The sequence below is a fragment of the Nocardia sp. CA-107356 genome (genome assembly GCF_050946365.1).
Lineage (GTDB): Bacteria > Actinomycetota > Actinomycetes > Mycobacteriales > Mycobacteriaceae > Nocardia.
This window is the reverse complement of sequence record NZ_CP191992.1, coordinates 5,491,536-5,509,832: the sequence shown is the minus strand read 5'-3', so window position 1 is coordinate 5,509,832 and position 18,297 is coordinate 5,491,536. Positions and strand designations below refer to the sequence as shown.

Annotated in this window: 15 protein-coding genes; 3 read left to right on the top strand and 12 right to left on the bottom strand. The window is 65.7% G+C overall.

What is annotated here, in order from left to right:
* Nucleotides 1-213: 213 nt before the first annotated feature.
* A complete protein-coding gene (locus ACQP1G_RS24975; RefSeq protein WP_433192008.1) occupies nucleotides 214-1,008 on the bottom strand; it encodes a hypothetical protein in 795 nt (264 codons plus the stop codon).
* Nucleotides 1,009-1,893: 885 nt separating this feature from the next.
* On the opposite strand from ACQP1G_RS24975, the gene ACQP1G_RS24970 reads away from it, so the two are divergent.
* On the top strand, nucleotides 1,894-2,148 hold the full coding sequence (locus ACQP1G_RS24970) for a hypothetical protein (protein ID WP_433192007.1): 255 nt from the start codon (nucleotides 1,894-1,896) through the stop codon (nucleotides 2,146-2,148).
* A gap of 35 nt (nucleotides 2,149-2,183) precedes the next feature.
* Here ACQP1G_RS24970 and ACQP1G_RS24965 read toward each other — a convergent pair whose 3' ends face one another.
* The 3 genes from ACQP1G_RS24965 to ACQP1G_RS24955 all read right to left on the bottom strand — a co-directional run bounded on the left by ACQP1G_RS24965 (nucleotide 2,184) and on the right by ACQP1G_RS24955 (nucleotide 5,822).
* The gene (locus ACQP1G_RS24965; protein WP_433192006.1) at nucleotides 2,184-3,578 is read right to left on the bottom strand and encodes a cation:proton antiporter; all 1,395 of its coding nucleotides are present in this window, start codon (nucleotides 3,576-3,578) and stop codon (nucleotides 2,184-2,186) included.
* A 100-nt stretch (nucleotides 3,579-3,678) separates the two neighbouring features.
* Nucleotides 3,679-4,212, bottom strand: a complete 534-nt coding sequence (locus ACQP1G_RS24960) for a hypothetical protein (RefSeq protein WP_433192005.1) — start codon at nucleotides 4,210-4,212, stop codon at nucleotides 3,679-3,681.
* Between the two features lie 113 nt (nucleotides 4,213-4,325).
* The gene (locus ACQP1G_RS24955; protein ID WP_433192003.1) at nucleotides 4,326-5,822 is read right to left on the bottom strand and encodes an NAD(P)/FAD-dependent oxidoreductase; all 1,497 of its coding nucleotides are present in this window, start codon (nucleotides 5,820-5,822) and stop codon (nucleotides 4,326-4,328) included.
* Between the two features lie 916 nt (nucleotides 5,823-6,738).
* Here ACQP1G_RS24955 and ACQP1G_RS24950 point away from each other — a divergent pair.
* Entirely contained in the window at nucleotides 6,739-7,020 is a 282-nt protein-coding gene (locus ACQP1G_RS24950; RefSeq protein ID WP_433192002.1) for a hypothetical protein, read from the top strand.
* A gap of 10 nt (nucleotides 7,021-7,030) precedes the next feature.
* Here the strand turns inward: ACQP1G_RS24950 and ACQP1G_RS24945 are convergent, their stop codons facing one another.
* The 8 genes from ACQP1G_RS24945 to ACQP1G_RS24910 all read right to left on the bottom strand — a co-directional run bounded on the left by ACQP1G_RS24945 (nucleotide 7,031) and on the right by ACQP1G_RS24910 (nucleotide 16,145).
* A complete protein-coding gene (locus tag ACQP1G_RS24945) occupies nucleotides 7,031-7,768 on the bottom strand; it encodes an alpha/beta hydrolase (RefSeq protein ID WP_433192001.1) in 738 nt (245 codons plus the stop codon).
* Between the two features lie 292 nt (nucleotides 7,769-8,060).
* The gene (locus ACQP1G_RS24940; protein ID WP_433191999.1) at nucleotides 8,061-8,612 is read right to left on the bottom strand and encodes a dihydrofolate reductase family protein; all 552 of its coding nucleotides are present in this window, start codon (nucleotides 8,610-8,612) and stop codon (nucleotides 8,061-8,063) included.
* Nucleotides 8,613-8,861: 249 nt separating this feature from the next.
* On the bottom strand, nucleotides 8,862-9,971 hold the full coding sequence (locus tag ACQP1G_RS24935; protein ID WP_433191998.1) for a hypothetical protein: 1,110 nt from the start codon (nucleotides 9,969-9,971) through the stop codon (nucleotides 8,862-8,864).
* A gap of 497 nt (nucleotides 9,972-10,468) precedes the next feature.
* The gene (locus tag ACQP1G_RS24930) at nucleotides 10,469-10,849 is read right to left on the bottom strand and encodes a hypothetical protein (protein WP_433191997.1); all 381 of its coding nucleotides are present in this window, start codon (nucleotides 10,847-10,849) and stop codon (nucleotides 10,469-10,471) included.
* A gap of 128 nt (nucleotides 10,850-10,977) precedes the next feature.
* Nucleotides 10,978-13,296 (bottom strand): molybdopterin-dependent oxidoreductase, encoded by a 2,319-nt coding sequence (locus ACQP1G_RS24925; protein ID WP_433191996.1) that lies wholly within the window; start codon nucleotides 13,294-13,296, stop codon nucleotides 10,978-10,980.
* A gap of 41 nt (nucleotides 13,297-13,337) precedes the next feature.
* Entirely contained in the window at nucleotides 13,338-14,309 is a 972-nt protein-coding gene (locus tag ACQP1G_RS24920; protein WP_433191994.1) for an enoyl-CoA hydratase/isomerase family protein, read from the bottom strand.
* Nucleotides 14,310-14,463: 154 nt separating this feature from the next.
* The gene (locus ACQP1G_RS24915) at nucleotides 14,464-15,090 is read right to left on the bottom strand and encodes a TetR/AcrR family transcriptional regulator (RefSeq protein WP_433191992.1); all 627 of its coding nucleotides are present in this window, start codon (nucleotides 15,088-15,090) and stop codon (nucleotides 14,464-14,466) included.
* Between the two features lie 164 nt (nucleotides 15,091-15,254).
* Nucleotides 15,255-16,145: an alpha/beta fold hydrolase gene (locus tag ACQP1G_RS24910; RefSeq protein ID WP_433191991.1), complete on the bottom strand. Its 891-nt coding sequence runs from the start codon at nucleotides 16,143-16,145 to the stop codon at nucleotides 15,255-15,257.
* A gap of 137 nt (nucleotides 16,146-16,282) precedes the next feature.
* On the opposite strand from ACQP1G_RS24910, the gene ACQP1G_RS24905 reads away from it, so the two are divergent.
* Nucleotides 16,283-18,142, top strand: a complete 1,860-nt coding sequence (locus ACQP1G_RS24905) for a Na+/H+ antiporter (RefSeq protein ID WP_433191989.1) — start codon at nucleotides 16,283-16,285, stop codon at nucleotides 18,140-18,142.
* Nucleotides 18,143-18,297 lie beyond the last annotated feature (155 nt).

Sequence of the window (18,297 nt, the reverse complement as noted above, 5' to 3'; positions counted from 1 at the left end):
GGACACTGTAGTGGGTTCAGCGGCGGATCCCCGGTGCTCGTGATGGACGCATTGGGTACAGGGTTCGGGTCGCGGACATTCGCTCGAGCACGTCACTTGCCACAAGGGACATCACCCGCGCCGCCGCCACTCACGACGAAGAGGACCGCGACGGCATCTGGCGGAACGGCCCGGCTGTTTCTGATGCTGGGCCGTGGACCGACCAGAGGATTTCTAGACGATATTCATCGGCGGGGCCGGGGAGAAAGTGACCGGAAGTGCTGTCATGGCTCGGTGGAACGGACCTGGCCGCCAGATCAGCTCGTCCACCCGGCCTTTCAGTTCGATGTCGGGAAGGGCATCGAACAGCAGATCGATGGCGAACTGGACCGTGAGGTAGGCAACGTCTTTGGCGGGGCAGGCGTGCGGGCCAGCGCTCCACGCCAAATGCGAGCGATTGCCGAGACTGCTCTCGCCCGAGTCCCTGTTCCCGCGGATCTTGGGGTCGTTATTGCAGGCAGTAAGACTGATGACAACCGGCTGATCTGCGGGCAACCAGATATCGTCGACCATTACGGGCCCCAGCGGGTACGTCGTGCAGAAGTTCGCCATGGGCGGGTCGTTGAACAGAATCTCGTCGAGGGCGTTGATCGTCGACAGGTTCCTGCCGAGCACATTGCCGAACGCGAATCGGTCGTCGGTGATCATCAGCAGCAGGGCATTCGTGATCAGATTGCGCTGGGCTTCGAACCCGGCACCGTAAAAGCTCATCAGTTGGGCGAATATCTCGTCGTCGTTGAGCTCGGCCGGGTGGTTGGCCATCCGTGAGGTCACATCATCGCCGGGCTGTTCGCGCTTGAGCCGAATCAGCTCCATCAGCGCCTGTTTGAGCATGATCATGCCTTGGCCGCTGTTGACCGTGTCGAATCTCGCGGCCATACCGGCCGCGATCCGCTGCCCGATTTCGGCCGGGCAGCCGACCAACCGGTTCAGTACTTCCAGGACGAGCGGGAAAGTATATTGTCTCACCAGGTCAGCGTTACCTGCCCGGCAGAAGGTGTTGATCACCGGGACGGCGGCCTTCTCGACGACGGAAGGCAAAGTGTCCGTGGCGATTCCGTCGATCCCTGCGACGGAGGCGTCCCGATAGCGTCGGTGGGCATCACCGTCGTTGTTCCGCGCGGCCGGCAGCCACCCCATCATCGGCCGGACTGGGCAGTCCGCGGGAATGGTCTTCTGCCAAGTTCGTGGATCAGCGGAAAAGTGGGCGGGGTCGTTCAATACCCGCACTGCCGTGGAGTGCCCGATGATAAGCGTCGCCGGGACATCCGGTGCCAAAAAAATCGGAACAATCGTTCCGTACTTGCGGCGCATCTCGCGGTAGGCCCGGTGTGGGTCGGCAACGAAATCCGGTGTGTACAACGGCACTCGGACATCGGTGTCGCCCAGCGCCCCGTGCTGGACGGGGCAAACGCCGGGCGCAGTGCTGCCGGGTGTGGACGTTGAGGACGGTGGTGTGGTCAAAGACGTGACTCCAGACGAGAACGGGATTCGACAAGCAAGACTGCATCAGTGAGCGCGCGCACGTACCTCGATCACGTGCCTCGAGCGAGGGCAGCGGTGTGTCGGGTCGTTGAGCATCAGCAACGACAGCCTCCACCATCCATGACCTGTCCGGAACCCGGCGACTCGCCCACGCTAGCAACATAGCAACGACTGGCCAGTAGTGCTGGCGAACATTGTAGCGTCAACCCCGTCGGGGTCGCCGACCGCGATTGCCTATTCGACTGTCGGCGCGCGGCGGGCAGTGGCAGGCTGCAGCGCAAAACCGGGTGCGGTGCTGTCGGATTCAGCGATCGGCCCTGGTGCGAGGCTGGCTCGGCGCAGACCAGTTCGATGCGCTGACGCGTGGATATGGCTGCGCACCAACATGATCCGCAGACGACAGGTGAGTTGCCCGGCGGTAAGGGCGAGATCGCGCTGCTGGCGCCGTTTTTCGAATGCGACGACAATGGCGAGACGGTTCTGCGGCCGATGCGCTGCGCTGCCGCCTGGGCGCACCCATGTGAAATCGAGTCGATGGAGCGACATTCCGGCGGGTCACCGAACCGGATCGCCTCGCGGCCCGGACGCACAGGATCGGAGTTGGTGCAGTCGGGCATCACGTAGACCGACACCACTTCGGTGCTGCACGGCGTGGCAGGCTAGGTGGCGTCGTCGCTGCGCTCGATCGTCGTCCCATGATGATCCCGCCGCCGAGGCCGCGCGAGGGTTTCCTTGCGCTGCTCCCCATTCGGGCCGAAGACCATCCCGTTCTTCCAGGCGCTGCGCTCGAACATCCGCTGCAGCGGTGTCGCCGCGAAGGTGGTCACCAGAGTCATCAGCGCAAGGATCGTGTACAGCTCGGCGGTGATGAGTCCGGACGACAGACCGATATTCAACAGCACCAACTCCATCAACCCGCGCGCGTTGGCGAGCGCACCCATCGCGCCCGCTTCCCGCCAGCCCATCCCCTGTGAGCGCGCGACCAAGCCGATCGCGCCGAACTTACTGGCGAACGACACCACCAGCACCAACGCGGTCACTGCGAGCACCGCGGGATCGAAGATCACGCGCAGTTCGGTGTTGAGACCGGTGTAAATGAAGTACGCGGGCAGCAGCAGGTAACCGACCAGCGGTTCCAGCCGCTCCCGGATGCGGTCCATGAACTCACCGCGCGGCATGCACAAACCAGCGACGAACGCACCGAGCACCGAGTGAATGCCCACATAGTCGGTGAAACTCGCCGCCAACAGCACCACGACCAGCACCACCACGAGCTGCCCGACCGGGACTCCACCCGCACGTTCGTTGTCACCCACACGCGGAGTCCGGCTGTCGAGCCGGGCCAACAGCCGCCGTCCGATCAACGCCATGAACAGCACATACGCCAATCCCCCACCGGCCGCGAGGAACGCACCCGCGAGGCTGTCCTTCGCGGTGGCCACAACCACGGCCAGCAAGATCCACGCACACGCATCATCGACGGCCGCACACGCCAGCGACATCGTTCCCAACCGTGTCTTCAGCAACCCGGAGTCATAGACGATCCAGGCCAAGATCGGGAACGCGGTCACCGCGACCGCCGCCGCGAGGAACAGCGCCCCTTGCCAATTCGCCATCCGGTCGGTGAAATACCGCCCCTGCCCGACCAACCACCAGCCGACCGCCGCACCGAGCACCATCGGCACCGCCACACCGACCGCCGAGGTCGCACCCGCCTGACGCAGATGCGAACCGAGAATGCCGAGGTCGAACGACGACCCGACCATGAACATGTACAGGATCAGCCCCAACTGTCCGACCACGTAGATGGCGGTCAGATTCGGATGCATGATGCTGGTATCGCCGATGTGGAGTCTGATCGGAAACAGCCAGTGCTGAGCGGCGGGCCACAGCCACCCGAGAACCGAGGGACCGAGCAGGAATCCGGCGACCATGACCGCCACCACCTGCACCTGCCCCAACCGCCGCAGCAACGGCCAGAGCAACCGATAGGTCACCAGGATGACCGCGAGTTGCAGGAATAGATGTGTGGTGATCTCCAGCAGCGATGGCATCGCGGCTCCCCTACGTCAACGTGACCGGAATGAATGAAATGGCTTGCGACCCGCGATGAGTGCGGTGATCGGCGGATGATTCGTTGATCTGCGGATCGCCCTAGTGCGGTCGGAGATCATTGCCGGATAGCGGGCTGTGGTCTGGTGGGATGACATCGGGGTTGAAGACCTCGCGGATATAGCAGAGCGGCCGGTCTCCGAGCCACATGATGTAGGCCCGCATCGCGCAGAGTCGACCGTCATCCGGCCAATTCGTTAGTCCGGCCCGCAGCATGCGGCGCCGCTGGGATACACCACGAGAGATCAGCCCGGCTCCGATGGGAATGTGCCGATCGTCGATTCCGGACGCGACCGCGAGCCCGCGCACAGCGACGACATCGTTGACCGATGCGGTCACCTTGTCGGCAGTGATCAGGCAGGACCGGCGGACAATAACGCGATCGGTGCCGGATACCTGCAACGGTGCGGAGACAGTGGCCGGTATCTGGCTGGCCGCGACATCGCCTTGGCGTAGCACCTGGATGTGGAGTTCCGCGCCGACGATCGCCTCGAGTGCCGGCATGGTGAAATCTGTACTGGCCAACAGCATCCGGGTGACCGGGTGATCGAATCGCTCGATCACGTCTGAGGCCATCCGGACACCCGAGCCACCGGGCGAAGAATCGCCCGGCAGCTCGGAGTCGGAGTGCATGACCGTCACAACAAGCTCCGCACAGTGGTTTTCACGAGGATCTGTGAAGCCGCTGCTTAATGCACGGGCTCGTTGGCCGGCTTCGGCGGACGGACCGGCCGCGTCCATCGCTGGATTTCCTCTTCGGTGAGAGGCTGTTTTGTCAGTCCCAGAGGCGCGTCGGTGACGCGCAATTCACCGTCGGCCATTCCAGAGAACGGGCGACGCCAGACATCCCAGACCGGCGACATATCCAGACCGGTGTTGTTCTTGTTGTGGCCGCCCATGTAGTTGAGGTTCGCTGATTCATCGTAGAGATGACCGACCTCGGACATGATGGTGTCGGATCCGGTGAGCTGTTGTTCGCCCGATGACTCGCGCATGTCGGTCAGCCCGGACATGATCTTGGTGAACGACGTCTCTGGGGTGTCGCCGTTTTGCGCCTCGGTCAGTTTGCTGGCGTGTCCGAAGTACTCATCGGCGCCGACGTATTGTTCATACATTCGCGAGACCAATACGAAGAATCGCGTGTACGCCCGTCGGAGGGTGTGCTCGTAGAAGCCGAGGGCATCGGCCTCATCCAGGTCGCCTCGCAGGATGCTCGCGATCGACGCCGCGGCGACGAGTCCGCCGTAGGTACCTAGGTGCACACCGGTGGATAGGAGCGGATCCAGGAAGGCGGCCGCGTCACCAACGACGGCCCATCCCGGACCGCAGAACCTATCCGAGGTATAGGAGTAGTCGGTCTCGGCTTTGACTTCCGCAACTCGGCTTGCGCCGGTGAGCATTTCGCCCATGGGTGCGCTATCGCCGATCGTGTCGAGGTAGTACTGCTCCAGTCCGCGCTCCCGAATCTTGTCAGCGGCCTTCCGAGTGGCGACGACATAGCCGACGCTGTTACGGCCTCCCGCTAGCGGAATGTGCCAGAACCAACCGCCTTCGGGCGTGGAGACGACGTTGATCGCGCCTTCTGGACTAGCTGGATGAAGGTGTGAACCCTCCCAGTACGACCAGACGGCGACATTGCGGAACCCCGGAAGCTGTTCGCGCTGCAGGAGTCCCTTCTTGGCCAGCACACCGGCCCGGCCGGTGGCGTCGACAAGGAAGTCGAACGCGGTCGTGCGGACCGTGTCGTCCCCCTCGACGGTCCACTCGACAGCCGTGGGACGGTCACCGTCCATGATCACATTCGTGACGGTGGCTCGCTCGACCACCTCCGCCCCCTGTTCGCGGGCGTTGTTCAGCAGAATGTGGTCGAATGCGGCGCGATCGACCTGCCACGACCACGCATCCTCGTCGACCAACTGAGACCAGTCCAGCAGCCAGTGGTCTTGCTGCCACTGGAAATAGCCGCCCCGCTTCACCTGGAAGCCATGTGCGGCCACCGCGTCGTATGCGCCGGACACCCGCAATGTCGACAAACACGAAGCCAGCAGCGACTCCCCGATGTGATACCGCGGATGCTGGTCCTGCTCCAGGACTGTGACTCGGAATCCTCCTGCCCGAGCCAACGTGGCTGCGGTGGTCGACCCGGCTGGGCCACCACCGATGACCAGAACGTGCGGAATGTCCATGCGAACTCCCTGGATCTGCCGACAACGAAACGTGCGCCGGCACACCGGCGAGCGAACCAACTCCGGGGGGTGCCCACGGTCGTAGCGCACCCGAGCTAATTATTGCCGCTGGTTAGCCATAGTAATGACGCACGTTATTGAGTGTAGCAAGCAATATCGAGTTCTCAACCGACAGAACGCAATTCAGCGCGCAGCTGAGGTCGGATTCGCAGTGGCCGAGGAGTCGCTGAAATCCCCGAACGAAACTTTCACGCTGAACCGTCATCACTCGATGTGACCGGCGCCGGCCCGAAGAAGACGGCGCGGTCGGTGCGGAAACCGTTGCGGGGGAAGGTATTCAGCCAGCTAGGCGATGTAGCGGCTGGGGAATGGAATTGATCGGGCAGGCGGTGATGGTCGATGTCGTATGTCATCACCCCACTCTCCCTACGGTATTCAGAGTACGGCCGACCTCCGCAGCGCACGACTCGATCCATCCAGAATCGTTGTGCCGGTGCACTTCATCTCGAAGCTCGGCCACTCTGGATGACTGCTTCGCGCGCCGATAGCCGTGCGACAGAGCCCACTACTGGGCGGTAGTCCAGCTACGCGAGGGTCACCCTTTGCGCCTGCGTCGGATCGCCGAGCACAACAACGCGGCCCTGCGCCGCGGGCGCAGGCGGAGCGGATGTCGATCCTGTTGGCGGAGCTCGGTCGCGGTGACCGTGGTGGCTGGGAGGGTGGTCGTCGATCTGGGGCTTGCCCAGCCGACGGTGGTGGGGACCGGTAGGGCGGCGGGGGCTCCGGGCCGCCCGTGTGGCGCGGGTTCATCGGCGTGGCTACATCGGTGAACGATGACGTCGTTCATCGGCGAATCCCGACGGCGGTCGGAACGAGTCGGATGTCGTATCGGCGAAAACTGACGTCACGATGGGACTTGACAGTCGGCCGTGGCCGTTCCGAACCGCGCACTATGCGGCGTAGTGCATCGACTGCCGTGGTCGCCGACCGTTGGACAGATGACACCAACACCAGCGGGACCTTCACCACGTCAACCCTGAAAAGCGCCGCCCCGACCGGCCGGTACCCGCCGATGGCCGGTACCACCGCGGTCGGGGCGGTTGTGTATCTGCTGGCCACCGCCATCGAGGAGGGCCGGGACCTGTCCTCGATGAGCGGCATCCTGGCCGACAGCTCCTATCGTCTGCTGCCGGCCTGACGGCCCGGCCTCACTTCAGGTGCCGGGCGAAGAACCGCTTCCCCTCGTCGCCCTCGAACTGCGGGACGCCGGTGTGCCCGCCCATATTGGCGTGCAGCGTCTTCTCCTTGGAGCCGAAGGCGTCGAACAGGTCCAGGGCCAGCTGCCGGTCGTTTCCTTCGTCGTCCCACTGCAGCAGGACCTGCAGCGGAATAGTGATCTGCCGGGCCTCCTCGAACATGGTGCGGGGCACGAAACTCCCGGCGAACAGAAGGGCGGCCGAGATGCGCGGCTCGACCACCGCCAGCCGGATGCCGATGGAGATCACCCCTCCCGAGTACCCGACCGGGCCGCCGATCTCGGGCAACGCAAGGAGCGCGTCCAGTGTGGCCCGCCATTCCGGGACCGCCTTGTCGACCAGCGGGAGGATGAGCCGGTCGACGATCTCGTCGTCGACCGGCTCGCCGGCCGCCAGCGCCCGGCGCAGGTCGGCGCGGGCCTGCTCGGCGGCGGCCGAACGGGGCCGGTCACCGCTCCCGGGCAGCTCGATGGTGGCCGCGGCGAAGCCCTCCGCCGCGGAGTGCCGGGCCCGGGCCACCAGTCGCGGGTAGATCTGGCGCAGTCCGCCGGGGTGGCCGACCAGGATCAGCGGCGCCGGTGCGGATGCGGATGCGGATCCGGGCGTCCACAGGATGCCGGGGATCTCGCCGAGGGTGAATTCGCGTTCGAGGACGCCGTCGTCGAAGCGCTGTTCAGAAGTGAATTGCATGGTCGTGCCTTTCGGGAGTGCTCTCGAGCGGTGCTCCCGGACGACCTATCGCCCGACCGTGACCCCAGAGGGGAGCACCCATGTAGATACTGCGTTCATGGGTACCACCTCCTCGTTCTCTGGCACGGCTTGCGGAAGGCTAGCAGTGGCCGCCATGGTCCGCCAACGGGTTTTTGCGGAGGCTCCGGGGCCGGATGCCAACGGAGCCACTCGCTTACTGGTCCTGACAACATGATCACCGTGGTGGCGTCGGGCGTGTCCGGTAGCGGGGGCTGCTGCGGTCGAACGGACCTCAGTCGACGAGATAGCGCAGCATCACCGCGGTGTTGAAGTGCCTCGTCTCGGCCAATCGGAGCTGGATGCGGGTGTCCAGCGATGGGAACAGCGGTGTGCCGCCGCCGAGCACCACGGGCAAGACGAACAGCTGGTACTCGTCGATGAGCCCGTGTGGCATCAGCGAGGCCGCGAGGCTCGCGCCACCGACCTCGATGACGCCATCGCCTCCAGCCTTGAGCCTGCGGACCTCCTCGACCGCGTTCTCGCTGATCAGCGTGCTGTTCCAGTGGACCTCGGTGAGCGTCCGGGAGAAGACGACCTTCGGCTTCTCCGTCCAGAGCGTGGCGAACTCACGCTCGATGCGCGGCGCGTCCTCGGGCACGTGCGGCCAGTACTCGGCCATCAGCTCGTACAGGCGACGGCCGTGCAGCGAGACCTCGATCTCGCGGTAGCGGTCGTTGTGGAACTGGTGCAGCTCCTCGTCCGGGTTGGTCCAGTCGATGCTGCCGTCGCGGTCGTTGATGTAGCCGTCGAGGGACACGCTCAACCCGTAGATCAGTTTCCTCATGACCGGGTAGACCTCCTATGCACTCGAAACTCATCGGCGCTCATCGGATATTAGAGGCAGGCTTCAGGCTCTGGGGCCCGCCGCGAAGGCATCTACCGGGACCCCGACGCAGTCGAACACGGCATCGACCAACTCGAGCAGAACCGCGCTGTCGCAACCAGGTTCGACAAGCTCGCCGCCGGCTACCTGGCCGCCATCCACATCGCCGCCATCGACCTATGGCTCTGCGTCGGTGCCCGGCCCGGAGCCCTAGTCGTGTGTTTCGTCGGCGCCCGCTACGGCGATCATGTTCGCGGCCGCCAGTGCCGTGTCCTCGACACTGCATCGGCCGAGTCCGCACGCGGTGGCAACCGCGTAAGCGGTTCGGCCGGAGGCGCGTTCGAAATGCGTCAGCGCGTCGGCGCTGTCCTCGGTGGAGTCCGGAGAAACGACACCTGCGATCAGCCGCCAGCCCGGATCGAGCTTGCCCAACGGCGCATAGAAGGCGGGATCCCGGGGTGCCGGCTCGGCACCGTATGCACACGGAATATGGACCGGAGGCAACGGGACGCCCGACCTGTTCAGCTGTCGCGCGGTGTGATTGAGCAGCGTCACCGCAGGGGCGAGATCGCGCGGCGACAGCAGGCTCTTGTGCTTGTAGTCGCCATAACAGAGGTGCACCGCAATGTCGGCGGCGATCTCGTGCATCCGCCCGATCACGCCCGCGAGCTGTCGCGCGACCAGCGGGGCGATCGCCCACTGCGAGCGCAGCTGCTGGGCTTTCACCATGCTCAGCAGCGCGAGAGGGGATTCGAGTTGGAATAGCACATGGTCACCGTGCTGTGCGATGACCGTCCTCATCTCCTCGAGCACCGCGTCGGTGAATACGGGCAGATGCCGGAGCGCCGCGATGAGCAGACCCGAGCGGCGCACGGCTTTCCCGACGGGAAACCCGGTCGAGACCGCCGCACCTGCGAACACGAACATGGCCAGATCCAGCGGATTGGGTTGGCTGATCTGCACTTTCGTGGCAGCCAGCTCCGCGCGGCCGCTCTGCAATGCGTTGAACGCGTCGACGACCTCACTGATTCGGCCGATCCGATCCATGCTCACGTGCTGCGGCTCCAGCGTATGCCCCGAGCGCAGACCGTAGGACGGGAAGTCGCTGTAGTCTGCGTAGTCTCCCTGCCGCTTGACCTCGAACACATCCTGGTCCTTGCGCGCCAGTAGGTAGTCCATAATCCAGTCCGGATCCAGATCCCGGGGGACCGCGGTCACCGGGTGACCCTCGCTACGGTCGAGGACCCATTCCATCACAGCGCGATCACTCGTCACCAACTCCGCGGGCAGCGTTCCGACGTAGTGCAATTTTCTAGTCAAACCGAGCTCCCCTTTTTCCGGACACGTACAAAGGTCGATCCCATTGTGTCCCAGCGGCATCGACTCCATGTCCCCATGAGTGACTGCCGCGGCAGCACATTCATCAGCAACATGCTCCGGGGCACGGTTTCGCTGGCGGCTCCCGAGCCTGCGGGTTCGGGCTCCACGGCAGCCCGGAAGGGGCTCGCGTGGTGGGGAACGGGCAAAGACATGCTCCGATGCGCACCTGCTTCGATGAACGGAATGCACGACCTCGCGGTTGATGTCCACAGCCTCGGTCGCAAGTGTCCAGCGGGCGGCCACGAGCTGTTCTCGCAGACGATATCGGGCGTCACCGCTCGCTCGCGTGCAGGCATTCGTAGTGGTCGCGCACCTCGATCGCTCAATTCAGCTGGCGGACCGTGTGGTCGGTGGCGTCGATCGCGATCGGCGCGAACTCGGTGCAGCCCCGTTACTGCCCGAAGCGCCGGGTCCCGAATGAACGCGCGAGATGCGGACTAAACCGCTTGGACGGTGATGCGGTAGCCGAGGCGAACCTCGCGGGCGGGATGGGCGGCGGCGGTCAGATGGAGCCAGCGGTGCAGGGCGTCGCGTGGGTCCGGGACATAGGCCGCGTGTGCGTGGGCGACGCCGAAGGGGAAGCTGCCGGACGCGGCGGTGGCGGTCATCAGATGCATCTCCGCCCAGAGTCGCGGTTCGGGTGCGTCCTCGGGCAGGGGGCGGGTGTTCGGGAGGAAGAAGCCGAACTGTTCGGCGGGGGTGCCAGAGGTGTGGATGAGCGTGCCGGTCGTGAATAGTCGCACGGTTCCGGTATGCACCACGCATTGCGGCGTCAGGTGTAGGGGTGGGGTAGGTTGCAGCTCGAGCTGGAAAACCATGCGCCGACTCTACGTGTCGCCATGTGCTCTGAAAGCACTGGTACATCAATCCCCGCAGGAATGGCCCGTGCGCCCGCGGAATCCCGTGCGGAATGGACGCAGCCGCCGAACGGGCGCGTGCGGACCGGCTACCAAACCTCTTGCAGCGGTTCGATGCGTGCGGGAACGTGTTTGTGCCAAGGGGTTCCCGCAATGGCATCGCGCCAGGTGGCATCGGTGAGTTCGTTGGCCGCTACCCCGGTACGGGTGCCGTCGGGTAGGTCGAGGCCCAGGCCATTGGGCAGGGACGCGTGGCCGGGTTGCATGCGGTCGTTGATTTCGACGGCGGCGACGGCGGTGCCGCGGCGGGTGGTGATGCGGGCATGGTCGCCGGTGGTGAGGCCGAGGGCGTCGGCGTCGGCGGGGTTGAGGCGCAGGGCGCCGTCGGGATCGCGGCGGCGCCATGTGTTGTCGCGGAAGATGGTGTTGGCGGTGAAGGAACGACGTTCCCCGGCGGCCAGGACGAACGGGAATTCGGCGGTGGTGTGCGTGGCCGGGGTGCCGGGAAGTTCGCGCAGGGCATGCAGTAGTTCCGGGATTGCCAACGCAATTCGCTGCTGCGGCAGGTAGTCCCAGGCGTCCGGATAGTCGTCGACGGTGAAGGTGACCCCGGAGCGGCCCGCGAGAATGGCATCGAAGAGAGCGTCGGCATTCGCGTGGCCAGCGCGGCGCATCGCGGCAGGGTGCACCTTGGCGACACGCTGCGCGAGCGCCCACAGCACGGCGGCGGAGCGCGCGCCATCGGGCAGCGTCGGACCGAGCGTTTCATAGAGCAGATACGGCGCGACCCCGCCGATCTTCTTGTCCAGGGCGAGCAATGCGGCGAAGGCCCAGGTGTAGGGGCGGCGGCCGAGTTTCGCGGCGGTGCGCAGTACGGCCAGCTCGGTACGGCCGACGGTGCCGAGTTCCCGGATCAGGCGGGCATAGATCTCGGGTTCGGGCACAGTGCCGGGCAGCGGGTCGAGCACCGGCGCGCGCAGATGAAAAGTATTGTGCGGGAACTCCAGATTGAAGAAGGTGGCCTCCCACTTTTCGAACTGGCTGGCCGCGGGCAGCACATAGTCGGCGTGGTGTGCGGTTTCGGTGAGCGCGACATCGATGACCACGACCAGCTCCAGTGCCTCGAGTGCGGCGCGGAAGCTGGTCGAATCGGCCAGTGAATGTGCGGGATTGGCGGATTCGATGATCATCGCGCGGAACCGGTCGGGGTGGTCGGTCAGGATTTCCTCGGCGATCGAGTTGCACGGGACCATGCCGCCGAGGATGGGTGCGGCGGTGACCGGGCTGCGCTTGATGTCGCGGCTGTAGCCCGCCAGCGGGGCCATCCACGAATGTGGTTGCATAGCACCGGGTTTGGCAAAATTTCCGGTGAGCAGCCAGAGCAGCTTGTTCAGATAGGAGATCAGCGTGCTGTTGGGACTCTGCTGCACGCCCAGGTCCTCATAGGTGGCGACACTGCTTGCGGTACCGATCCGGTGCGCGGCGGTGCGCAGGAGTTCAGCTGGTACGCCGCAGGTTTCGGCGTAGGCGGCGACGTCGATATCGCGCAGCGCGGTGGTGACGGCGTCGACCTGGTCGAGGTGTTCGGCGAGGAAGGCGTGGTCGAGCAGATCGTCGCGAACCAGGATCGCGAGCATCGCGGCCAGGCACCACGCATCGGTGCCCGGGCGGACCTGCAGGTGGATATCGGCCAGGTCGGCGGTTTCGGTGCGGACCGGATCGAGCACGATCATGGTGCGGGCCGGATCCTTGGCGATCTGCTGTAATACGGTGCGCGCACGTGGCACGCCGTGCGACTGCCAGGGGTTCTTGCCCAGGAATACCGACACCTCGGCATGTTCGAAGTCGCCGGTGGTGTGGCCGCCGGTCAGGTGCGCATCGACCCAGCCCTCGCCGGTCTTTTCCTGCGCGAGCGCGGTGGAGCGGTAGCGGCTGCCCAGCGCGCGACGCAGGGCACCGCTGTAGGCGCCGCCGAGGTGGTTGCCCTGTCCCCCGCCGCCGTAGAAGAAGATCTTGTCGCCGCCGTAGGTGTTCTTGACCTTGGTGAGGCGCGCGGCGACCTCGGAGATCGCGGTATCCCAATCGATTTCGGTGAAGCTGCCGTCGGCCTCGCGGCGCAGCGGAGAGGTCAGACGGGTGCCGCCGTTCTGATAGTGGTCCAGGCGCAGCGCCTTGTTGCAGGTGTATCCGGCGGAGGCGGCGTGGTCCTTGTCGCCACGGATCTTGGCGAAGCGGCGGCCGTCGAGTTGGATGAGCAGACCACAGTTGTTTTCGCACAGGATGCAGGCGGTCTTGTGCCACTCCCCCGGTGCGGCAGCAGTATCGGCATGCTCGCGCTTCGACCGTTCGGCGTTGCCGAGGTGATCAGCTGGTTCGACTCGGCTGCCTTGCTGCGCGGGGGTGCTCATACTGTTCCTCTGGTCGGTGTCGGTCGGCGCCGTAGTGTTCGTCAACTGGTCTGGTCGACGCGGGTACCGTCGATCCATGCCTTCGGCTCGGCGAGGAAGGGTGTGTCGCCGAGGCGGGCCAGATCGTCGAAGAAGGCGTCCTGGGTGCGGGTGGCGGCCTTGCTGCTGCCGGTGGACAGGAAGGCGGCGAGTTCGTGATTCAGCGCACGCGACAGGGACTTTTCGGTGCCGAAGTAGATCGCGCGTTTGAGTTCCTTGATGACGACCGGATTGCGCGCGGCCAGGCGCGCGGCCGTGGCCCTGGTTTCGGCGAGCAGCTCGTCCTCGGCGGTCAGGCGATGCACCAGACCCAGGCGCAGACCCTCCTGTGCGCTCAGCGGTGCGCCTTCCAGGGTGAGTTCGATCGCTTTGGCTGCGCCGATCAGTCGCGGCAGGCGCTGGGTTGCACCGCCGCCGGGAATCAGATCGGCGATGGACTCGATCTGGCCGAGCTTGACGTGGTCGGCGTCGGCGGCATAGCGGATATCGCAGGCGAGGGCGATCTCGTGTCCACCGCCGAGGGCGGGACCGTTGATGGCGGCGAGGTAGACCACACGAGATCGGTTCATCCGCATGGTCGTTCGCTTCCAGCGATAGCCCCACACCATGCCGGTGCCGAGGCCGCCGCCGACACGCTCCAGCACCCGCGCCGCGCCCGGCACCCGCAGGCCGGTATTGAGCACCGGGATGAGCGGCGCTACCGCGCGGGCCGGGATGAACGGATGCGGCATCGCGAGCATGCCGGTGAGCGCGCTCGGATCCGCGTGGGTGAGGAAGCGCCCGGGCAGCCCGCCGGTGAGCACGATCGCGCCGACCGTGTCGTCGGTATCGGCAGCCGTGGTGAGCCGATCCAGATCGCGTACGACGGCGGGTGTGACGAAGTTCAGCGGCGGCGCGACGATGGTCGCGGTGAGGACTCTCCCGTTCTGGGCCAGCTCGATCGTCTCCAGATCGAGCTCGACTGCTCGCGACATCGGCGTCTCCTCTGGTCGGCGCATCGGCGGCGGGCGCACGGTGGAACCTTGTCGCTCCTACCCGGCACCGATTATGGTCTCCACCATAATCGGGATGTCAAGATGCAGCGATCGGCGCTGCGGTGACCGTCGACGGAGCGCCGCGGGTACGCCGCTATTCGCCGGGAGAGCTGATGGCGGCGGCGAGGTGGGCCTGGAGTTCGCGGACCGCATCCTCGAGCGGGGCCGTATCGCGTTCGACTCGGCACAGGGCGATCGCGCCCTCGACGGCGGCGATCGTGAGGGTGGACATGCGCCGGGCGCGGGCCGGATCCAGGCCGTGGCGGACGAGGAGATCGGTGAGGGCGGTGTTCCAGCGGGCGAAGATCGCGGCGGCGGCCGTGGCGAATTCTGGTGCGTCGTCATTGGTTTCGACGGCGACCGCGAAGATCGGGCAGCCTGCTCGGTAATCGCTGTCGATGAGGGTGTGCCGCCACAGGGCGACGAACATGTCCAGGGCGACCATCGGGTCGTTATCGCGAGTGATCGTCTCGATGAATTCCGACATCGAGCCTCCGGCCGCGGTCAGGGCGTCGGAGATCAGTTGGGTGCGACCGCCGGGAAAGTGGTGATAGACCGAACCGCGCGGCGCGCCGGTATCGGCGAGGACTCGGTCCACGCTGGTGGCGCTCGCGCCGTGGATACGCAGAGATTCGATCGCGCCCTCGATCATCCGCCGCCGTGCGTCACGCACCCGAGGGCGCGGCGGAGCATCCTTGTTCGATCGGCGTGTCGCTGCCATCTAGCCATGGTATGGGACACCCCATAATCGCGCGGAGTGCTGGTCGGCCCGCCGCCGCGGCGACGCATCAGCACATCCGGGCCACGGCGCGCAGGCGGATGCGACGCCGCTCGCGCACGAAACCGGAACCATCGTTCGGTGCGCGGGCAGGCGGGAGCGAAGTCCTAGGTCACGCGGCTGGTGTGGAAGTCGAGAACGGCCGCGAGGGTCTCTTCGGGGGCTTCGAGCTGCGGGTAGTGACCGACATTCGGCAGCTCGACGACATCCGGGTTCGCAATGAGTTCGCGATAGCGACGGACCATGTGCGCGCCGGATGCCGGATCGAGCAGCCCGTCGATCAGCCGGACCGGGACCGGCGTCTCGCGCAGTGCGCCCACCCAGCGCTCCCGGTTCGCCTTGCGCTCGCCCATGTAGCGAATCAGCTTGTGCCCATTGCTCTTCCCGTGCTTGCTGCACCACAGGATCCAGAACTGGTCCAGCTCGGCGGCAGTGGGCCGGGTGTCGGGTCCGAACACCGCGGCGAGGCTGCTGCGGAAGACCCGTTCGTTGGCGAACACCCCGACCAGTGGTCCGAGCGGACTGGCCAGCAGCTTCTGCACCAGCCGCGCTCGGTGGGTCTCCGGGAACAGTCCGCCGTTGAGCAGGCATGCCGATTCGATGACCAGCGAGTCGTCGCCGTCGGCGCGACGTTGCGCATGGCGGGCCAGCAACTCCTGGGCGACGGTATCGCCGTAGTCGTGGGCCAGCAGGTGCACACGTGAGATCCCCTGCTCGCGCAGCAGGTTCTCGTGGATATCGGCCTGATCGGCGATCCGGTAGTCGTAGTTTCGGGGTTTGGCCGACCAGCCGAAGCCGATCATGTCCGGTGCGATCAGACGCGCGAAACGTTCGCGCAGGCCCGGCCATACGGCATGCCAATCCCAGGACGCGGTGGGGAATCCGTGGATACAGAGCAGATTTCCGTCGCCGCTGCCGCTGCTGTCCTGCCAGAAGATCTGGTGGCCGCGGTGGGTGTAGCGTCGCCCGCTCGCCCGCCAGGACGCAAACTCTTCCATGTCTACCTCCTTCGTGCCGACAACTATCGCGCGCGAACGGTACCGCCACAGCAATTCCGGGGAACCGACCTGACTGTCCGTGTCACGTACCATGTGGTCTTTTTTCAGCCGGGTGTTTGCTCTGCGAGAATGCCACAGTGCATGTCGCGATCGGCCTCGTTGTTCTAGTCGCGTCGGCGGCGTCGCTCGCGGCGCTCGCGCGACGGTTCGGGATACCCGAACCGCTGGTGTTGACGCTGGCCGGGGTGGTCGCGTCGTATTTGCCGCATGTGCCCGAGGTCCATCCGGATCCGGAGATCATTCTGCTCGGCTTTCTGCCGCCGCTGCTCTACACCTCGGCGATCCGTACCTCGCTGGTCGATTTCCGGGCAAATGCGCGCACCATCGCGCTGCTGTCGGTGGGGCTGGTGCTGTTCAGCACCTTCGCGGTCGCGGCGGTGGTGTGGTGGTTGCTGCCGGTGTCGTTCGCGGTGGCGGTCGCATTGGGTGCGGTGGTCGCGCCGACAGATGCGGTCGCCGCGACCGGGATCGCACGGCGCATCGGCATGCCGCGCCGGATCGTCACCATCCTCGAGGACGAGTCGATGTTCAACGACGCGACCGCATTGGTGACGGTGCGCACCGCGATCGCGGCGGCCGCCGGGACGGTGTCGGTGTGGAAGGCCGGTGGTGACTTCCTGCTCGCCGCGGGCGGCGGTGCCGCGGTCGGCATCGTGGTCGCCTATCTGCTGGCGATGCTGCGACGGCGGATTACCGATCCGGTGCTCGACACCACGCTGTCGTTTCTTGCACCCTTCGTTGCCTACCTGCCCGCCGAAGGTATCAAGGCCTCCGGTGTGATCGCGGTGGTCACCTGTGGCATGGTTCTCGGCCACGGCGCGCCGGTATGGCAGAGCGCCGCCTCGCGGATCGCCGAGCGCACCAATTGGCGCACCATCCAGTTCATTCTGGAGAGCGTTGTCTTCCTGATCATCGGATTGCAGATGCGTGCCATCATCGAGGGCGCGTGGGACAGCGGACTCGACCACCGCACCCTGGTCGTGGCGACCGTGGCGGTCATGCTGACCGCGATGCTGTCGCGGCCGCTGTGGGTGTTTCCGGTATCGGTGCTCTCGCGCATGCTCGGATTGTCGAATGCCGATGTGCCGCTGAGTCATCCGGTGGTGGTGTCCTGGGCGGGGATGCGCGGGGTGGTCACCCTGGCCGCGGTGCTATTGCTGCCCGCTGACACACCGCAGCTGCCGGTGCTCAAACTGCTGGCGCTCGTCGTGGTCGCGGGAACGCTACTGCTGCAAGGGACTTCGCTGCCGTGGGTGGTGCGACGGCTACACGTGCGCGGGCCCAGTCGCGCGGAAAACGCCCTGCAGAAGGCGAACCTGTTGCAACAGGCGACCGCCGCCGGACTCGCCGAACTCGAAAAACACATCACCCCGGATACGCCGCCGGGGGTCGTGGAGACCTTGCGCGATCGGGTCACCTGGAAGACCAACGCGGCCTGGGAACGGCTCGGCCGCTCGGAAGCGGAATTGGCGACACCGACCGCGGAATATCGGCGGCTGCGACTCGAGATGCTGCGCGCGGAACGGGAAACGGTACTGCGCGTACGAGATTCGGGCGGTGCGGACTATGAGATCCTGCAGTATGTGCTGTCCCGGCTCGACCTCGAAGAATCGATGATCGACCGCTATGACGAAACCGAGGAGGAGCGCCTCGAACCGCTCGCCGCACCCGCGGCCGCCGACACCTGTCCGCATCTGGAGGCCGCCCCACTGGTGCTCGAACCGACCGAACTGGACGAATGCAAGGAGTGCATCGCCGAAGGACTGACCTGGGTACATCTACGAATGTGCCTGTCCTGCGGTCACATCGCCTGCTGCGACTCCTCGGTCGGCAACCATGCAACCAAGCACTACACCACCACCACCCACCCCGTCATGCGCAGCGTCGAACCCGGCGAAGCCTGGCGCTGGTGCTACATCGACGAACTCCTCGGCTAACCCCACCGCCGCCCGCCGACGGAGCCAAAAGGCCGCTGACCTCACTACGCACAGCGACCATTCGACTCCCCTCGGCGATCATCTCCTAGGCGCTCCGGGTGGGCGGCAGCGCCCGCTGAGGGGAGTCGGATGGTGGTTTCCGAGCGGGTTGGCGC

Coding starts and splice junctions, on each gene's coding strand:
- ACQP1G_RS24970 (WP_433192007.1), top strand. CDS start 1,894: ATGGCTGCGCACCAACATGATCCGCAGACGACAGGTGAGTTGCCCGGC.
- ACQP1G_RS24965 (WP_433192006.1), bottom strand. CDS start 3,578: ATGCCATCGCTGCTGGAGATCACCACACATCTATTCCTGCAACTCGCG.
- ACQP1G_RS24960 (WP_433192005.1), bottom strand. CDS start 4,212: ATGGCCTCAGACGTGATCGAGCGATTCGATCACCCGGTCACCCGGATG.
- ACQP1G_RS24955 (WP_433192003.1), bottom strand. CDS start 5,822: ATGGACATTCCGCACGTTCTGGTCATCGGTGGTGGCCCAGCCGGGTCG.
- ACQP1G_RS24945 (WP_433192001.1), bottom strand. CDS start 7,768: ATGCAATTCACTTCTGAACAGCGCTTCGACGACGGCGTCCTCGAACGC.
- ACQP1G_RS24940 (WP_433191999.1), bottom strand. CDS start 8,612: ATGAGGAAACTGATCTACGGGTTGAGCGTGTCCCTCGACGGCTACATC.
- ACQP1G_RS24930 (WP_433191997.1), bottom strand. CDS start 10,849: ATGGTTTTCCAGCTCGAGCTGCAACCTACCCCACCCCTACACCTGACG.
- ACQP1G_RS24925 (WP_433191996.1), bottom strand. CDS start 13,296: ATGAGCACCCCCGCGCAGCAAGGCAGCCGAGTCGAACCAGCTGATCAC.
- ACQP1G_RS24920 (WP_433191994.1), bottom strand. CDS start 14,309: ATGTCGCGAGCAGTCGAGCTCGATCTGGAGACGATCGAGCTGGCCCAG.
- ACQP1G_RS24915 (WP_433191992.1), bottom strand. CDS start 15,090: ATGGCAGCGACACGCCGATCGAACAAGGATGCTCCGCCGCGCCCTCGG.
- ACQP1G_RS24910 (WP_433191991.1), bottom strand. CDS start 16,145: ATGGAAGAGTTTGCGTCCTGGCGGGCGAGCGGGCGACGCTACACCCAC.